The organism is uncultured Albimonas sp. (assembly GCF_963977235.1).
Classification (GTDB): Bacteria; Pseudomonadota; Alphaproteobacteria; order Rhodobacterales; family Rhodobacteraceae; genus Albimonas.
On record NZ_CAXBOD010000122.1, the window covers coordinates 1 to 4,812 of the forward strand.

The 4,812-nt window shown below is 74.2% G+C and carries 5 protein-coding genes; 4 read left to right on the forward strand and 1 reads right to left on the reverse strand.

Going from position 1 to position 4,812, the window contains the following annotated elements; translation table 11 throughout:
- Positions 1-305 precede the first annotated feature (305 nt).
- Both AAC134_RS23410 and AAC134_RS23415 read left to right on the forward strand, forming a co-directional pair.
- A complete protein-coding gene (locus AAC134_RS23410; protein WP_339952152.1) occupies positions 306-1,313 on the forward strand; it encodes an SDR family oxidoreductase in 1,008 nt (335 codons plus the stop codon).
- A 232-nt stretch (positions 1,314-1,545) separates the two neighbouring features.
- On the forward strand, positions 1,546-2,175 hold the full coding sequence (locus AAC134_RS23415) for a superoxide dismutase family protein (RefSeq protein ID WP_339952154.1): 630 nt from the start codon (positions 1,546-1,548) through the stop codon (positions 2,173-2,175).
- 217 nt (positions 2,176-2,392) lie between these two features.
- Here AAC134_RS23415 and AAC134_RS23420 read toward each other — a convergent pair whose 3' ends face one another.
- Positions 2,393-2,662 carry a hypothetical protein gene (locus AAC134_RS23420; protein WP_339952156.1) on the reverse strand — a complete coding sequence of 90 codons (270 nt, stop codon included), beginning with the start codon at positions 2,660-2,662 and terminating at the stop codon, positions 2,393-2,395.
- Between the two features lie 160 nt (positions 2,663-2,822).
- Between AAC134_RS23420 and AAC134_RS23425 the strand changes: the two genes are divergently transcribed.
- Together AAC134_RS23425 and AAC134_RS23430 are read left to right on the forward strand one after the other, a co-directional pair.
- A complete protein-coding gene (locus AAC134_RS23425; protein WP_339952158.1) occupies positions 2,823-3,539 on the forward strand; it encodes an SRPBCC family protein in 717 nt (238 codons plus the stop codon).
- A gap of 35 nt (positions 3,540-3,574) precedes the next feature.
- Positions 3,575-4,774, forward strand: a complete 1,200-nt coding sequence (locus tag AAC134_RS23430) for a zinc-dependent alcohol dehydrogenase (RefSeq protein ID WP_339952160.1) — start codon at positions 3,575-3,577, stop codon at positions 4,772-4,774.
- The last annotated feature ends 38 nt before the right edge of the window (positions 4,775-4,812 follow it).

Consider the following 4,812-nt stretch of genomic DNA (forward strand, 5'->3'; position numbering starts at 1 on the left):
CAGGGTCCCCGCCTGTCGCCGCCCGCCCAGCGCCGAGACCGGCGCCCCGGCCCAGCCGCAGGCGGCCTCGGCCGGCAGCGGCGTGACCGCGTCGCACAGCGAGATGCGGGCTCGGCGGCGCCGATCCGGTTCGGCCGCTCTCCTTGCTGGATCTGGGCGGGATCGGTCGCGTCCGGCCTCGGGAACCCGCGGGGCGCGCGGATGTTCCATCACGCGGCGCCGTGCGGCTTGCGGCGGAACATCCGGCGCCGCCGATGGTTTGGGACCCGGACGCCGCGACCCCGACGCCAACAGGAGACCGCCCGATGACCGACGACCGCGCCTATCCCGAGGACCCCGCCGCCGACCCGCAGGAGGCCCGAGAGACCGCGGCCCGCCATCGCGACGTGCAGCAGGAGACCGGCGCCCGCGAAGCGGCCGATCTCGGCCGGCCCTCCCTGCGCCGCGCCCCCCAGACCGGCGCGCGCGATTACCCCGTCGCTCCCCAGCCCGCCCAGCACCAGGAGAAGCCCGGCCGCGAGGCCGCGCTCGACCCGCAGCCGATGTGCGACGCGCCCTACTGGCGCGGCTCGGGCAAGCTGGAGGGGATGTCGACGCTGGTCACCGGCGGCGACTCCGGCATCGGACGGGCGGTGGCGGTGCTCTTCGCCCGCGAAGGGGCCGACGTCGCTGTCGCCTATCTCGACGAGCACGAGGACGCCGAAGAGACCGGCCGCCTGGTCGAGGCCGAGGGCCGCCGCTGCCTGCTGATCCCCGGCGACGTCGGCGACGCCGAGCATTGCGAGGCCGCCGTCTCCCGTACGGCGCGCAGCTTCGGGGGCCTGGACGTGCTCGTCAACAACGCCGCCTTCCAGCTCCACGCCTCCGAGTTCGAGGCGCTGCCCCCCGAGCAGGTCGAGGAGACGCTGCGCACTAACCTCATGGGCCTGTTCCACATGAGCCAGGCCGCGGCACGCCGCCTGCCCGAAGGGGGCGCGATCGTGAACTCCGGCTCGGTGGCGGGACTGCGCGGCTCGGGGGGCGCGGTGGACTACGCGACCTCCAAGGGCGGGATCCACGCCTTCACCCAGTCGCTGGCGCAGACCCTGCTGCCGAAGGGCATCCGGGTGAACGCCGTGGCGCCGGGGCCGGTGTGGACGCCGCTGAATCCCGCAGACCGCGGGCCCGAGGGCGTGAAGCACTTCGGCGAGAACACCCCGATGGGCCGCCCCGCGCAGCCCGAGGAACTGGCGCCGGCTTACCTGTTCCTCGCCTCCCCACAGATGTCCAGCTATGTGACGGGCACGATCCTCCCGGTCACCGGCGGCGGCTGACGCCGCCCACTGTCGGCGCCGCGGTCGGGCGACGGGCAGGTCCTCGCCCGCAGCCCGGCCCCTTCCGCCTTTCCGCCGCGGCCGGGGCCGCTCTGAACGTCGGATCCGGCGCGATCCCCCCGGTGATGCTCGAACAAGGGGATGTTCGAACAATTCGCCGCCCCGCGGGTTGCAGGGGAAGACGGGCCCGCCGTCCCCGACGGGCGACTTCGAACCGAACCGGAGATGCACGATGCTCTACGGAGAATTCCCCCTCCCCCTTCCCGGCGCCCCGGCGCCGCGCCGCAACCCGGCCGCCCCGCCGCGCCAGTCCATCGGCGCCTGGCTCGGGCTGACCGTGCTGGCGCTGCTGCTGCCGGGTCTGGTCCACGCCGCCGAGGGCGACCGCGTGCGCGGCGACATCGCCGGCGCCAACCCCGCCGGCGTCTCCGGCCCGCAGGTCGAGGGCACGGTCTCGATGGAGGAGACCGCCTCCGGCGTGATGCTGGTCGCGATCGAGGTCTCGGGGCTCGAGCCCGGGCGGCATGTGGTGCATGTCCATCGCACCGGCGAATGCGACGCCGAGGGCGGGTTCAAGAGCGCGGGCGGCCATCTCGCCGCCGACCGCGAACATGGCGTGCGCAACGCGCCGGGGCCGCATCCCGGCGATCTGCCGAACCTTCACGCCGGCGACGACGGGCGGGCCGCGGTCGAGTATTTCGCCCACGGCCTATCCCTGACCCCCGGCGCCGAGACGAGCGTGCTGGATGAGGACGGCGCGGCGCTGGTGATCCATGCCGGGGCGGACGACTACCGCTCCGCCCCCGCCGGCGCCGCGGGCGACCGGGTGGCCTGCGCGGTGCTCGAGCCCACCGGCGCCTGACCGGCGGGCTCGGCGGGCCGCCCCCCCGGTCCGCCGGTCCGGGCGGTCTGCGCAGAAGCCCCCCGATGCTCCCCGGCCCGGACGCCTTCGGAGAGGCGCGGTCCGTCCAGAGCCGCGCCGCGGGCAGGGCGGGGGAGCGCGCCGCGGCCGACCGACTCTCCCGGCCGCGGCGCCCCCGGTTATGTTCGCCCCGCCCCCACCGTCTGCCTCTGCGGCGTCAGCCCTTGCGGCGCGACAGCGTGGCGGGGTCGGAGATCGCGGCGGGATCGCTGGCGGGGAACGTTTCCTCGAGTCCCTCGTCCACCGGATCCCTCGCTGCCTCGCGGTCGGCCTCCGTCGCGATGGCGCCGATCACCGCGCGGGCCCGCACCTCGGCCGGCACGTCGTGGCGGGACGCAGGGAGGTCGACGCGCACGCGGGCGCCGTCTTCGGTCTTGAACTCCACCGACCGTCCGTCTTCGGCGACGGAGACGCTGGCCCTGGTCATGTCCTGCTCCTTGTCCTGTGTGGGTCCTGCTGAACCCGCGGAATGGAGGATGGTTCCGCGTCGCGCGTGCGATTCAGGGGAACCTTTGTCCTCCGGCGGGGTTGGGAGCGGACAGGCGTGCGCCGCGTCGGCCGCGCCGCTGTTCGTGCAGGAGACCGCGATGTCCCGCTCCGACCTTCCCCATCCCCTCGCGAGGCTGCGCGCGGGCGCGGCCAGCGGCGCAGCGCTCGACCCCCGCTCGCGGCGCCGTGGCGAAAGCCTGCGCGCCGGGGCCTCGGCGGCGGTGGTCGGGCTGGGGATCGGCGCTGCGCTCTTCGCCGGCTGGCGCGCGGCGCGCGCCCTGCAGGCCGCTGACCTGCGCCATCCCCCCGACGACGCCCCTGGTCGGGCCGCCCGCCGCGGACGCTTCGGCGACTGGGAGGTGGCGGGCCGCACGGTGACCATCGACCGTCCGCGAGAGGAGGTCTACCGCTTCTGGCGCGACGTCGCGAACCTGCCCCGGTTCATGGAGCATGTCGTCCATGCCCACGAAGTGGACGGCACGGTGCGCTGGGCGCTCGCCGGGCCCGAGGGGCGGACGCTGGCGGTGGTGGCGGAGCTGGTCTCCGACCGGCCGGGCGACGAGATCGCCTGGGCCTCGACCGAGGCCTCCGAGATCGAGACCCGCGGCAAGGTCCGCTTCCGCGATGCGCCTGCCGGCCGCGGCACCGAAGTGCAGGCGGTGGTCGCCTACATCCCCCCGGGCGGGCGGCTGGGAAGCTGGATCCGCATGCTCTACGGCCGCGACCCGGCCCTGCAGGGCCGGCGCGAGCTCAAGCGCCTGAAGATGCTGCTGGAGACAGGGGAAATCGCCTCCTCCCGCTCCCGCCCCCACTGAACCGCCGCCACCGAATACCGAAAGGGAGACGGCCCATGCGTGCGCTCACCTGGCACGGCAAGCACGACGTTCGCGTCGACACGGTCCCCGATCCGGGGATCGTGAATCCACGCGACGCGATCATCGAGGTCACCTCGACCGCGATCTGCGGTTCGGACCTGCACCTCTACGACGGGGTGATCCCCGGCATGCGCAAGGGCGACGTCCTGGGGCACGAGTTCATGGGCCGCGTGGTCGAGACCGGCCCCGCCAGCCCCCTGACGAGGGGCGCCCGGGTGGTGATCCCATTCACCATCGCCTGCGGCGGCTGCGCGCCCTGCCGCCGCCGGCAGTTCTCGGGCTGCGACAACTCAAACCCCGTGGCCAACCAGGATGTCAGCGAGGCGCTCTACGGCCAGCCGCTCTCGGCGCTGTTCGGCTATTCGCATCTGACCGGGGGCTATGCCGGGGGCCAGGCGGAATATGTGCGGGTCCCCTTCTCCGACGTCGGCCCGATCGAGATCCCCGACGACGTGGGCGATGAGCAGGCGCTGTTCCTGTCGGACATCCTGCCCACCGGGTGGATGGCGGCGGAGAACTGCGACATCGTCCCCGGCGAAACGGTCGCCGTCTGGGGGGCGGGTCCGGTCGGCCTCTTCGCCGCGCAGTCGGCGCTGCTGATGGGCGCGGGGCAGGTGATCGTCGTCGACCGCTGGCCTGGAAGGCTGGAGCTGGCCCGCGGCCTGGGCGCGAAGGTGGTGGACTCGACCCGGACCCGGGTGCTGGAGGCGCTGCGCGAGATGACCGGGGGCGAGGGCCCCGACGCGGTGATCGACGCGGTGGGGATGGAGGCGCACGGCTTCGCGCCCGACGCCTGGCTCGACGACCTCAAGCAGGCGGTGGGCGTGGGCGCCGACAAGGGCCACGCCCTGCGCGAAGCGCTGATGGCGGTGCGCAAGGGCGGGCGCGTCTCGATCCCCGGCGTCTATGGCGGGTTCATGGACAAATTCCCGATGGGCGCGCTGATGGAGAAGGGGCTGCAGGTGCGCAGCGGCCAGACCCATGTCCAGCGCTACCTGCCCGACCTTCTGCACCGGATCCGGGAGGGGAAGATCAACGCCACCTTCCTGATCAGCCACCGCCTGCCGCTGGAGGACGCGCCCCGCGGCTACGAGGGCTTCCGCAAGACCCCTGACGCCTGGACCAAGGTGGTGCTGACCCCCGGCGCCGCCCTCGACCGGAAGGAGGCCGCATGACCCCCCGCCCCGAAGCTTCCCCCGAAGTTCCTGCCGAC

What these genes read in the sequence shown, in the direction of transcription:
- AAC134_RS23420 (WP_339952156.1), bottom strand. Translation starts at nt 2,662, where the DNA reads ATGACCAGGGCCAGCGTCTCCGTCGCCGAAGACGGACGGTCGGTGGAG.
- AAC134_RS23425 (WP_339952158.1), top strand. Translation starts at nt 2,823, where the DNA reads ATGTCCCGCTCCGACCTTCCCCATCCCCTCGCGAGGCTGCGCGCGGGC.
- AAC134_RS23410 (WP_339952152.1), top strand. Translation starts at nt 306, where the DNA reads ATGACCGACGACCGCGCCTATCCCGAGGACCCCGCCGCCGACCCGCAG.
- AAC134_RS23415 (WP_339952154.1), top strand. Translation starts at nt 1,546, where the DNA reads ATGCTCTACGGAGAATTCCCCCTCCCCCTTCCCGGCGCCCCGGCGCCG.
- AAC134_RS23430 (WP_339952160.1), top strand. Translation starts at nt 3,575, where the DNA reads ATGCGTGCGCTCACCTGGCACGGCAAGCACGACGTTCGCGTCGACACG.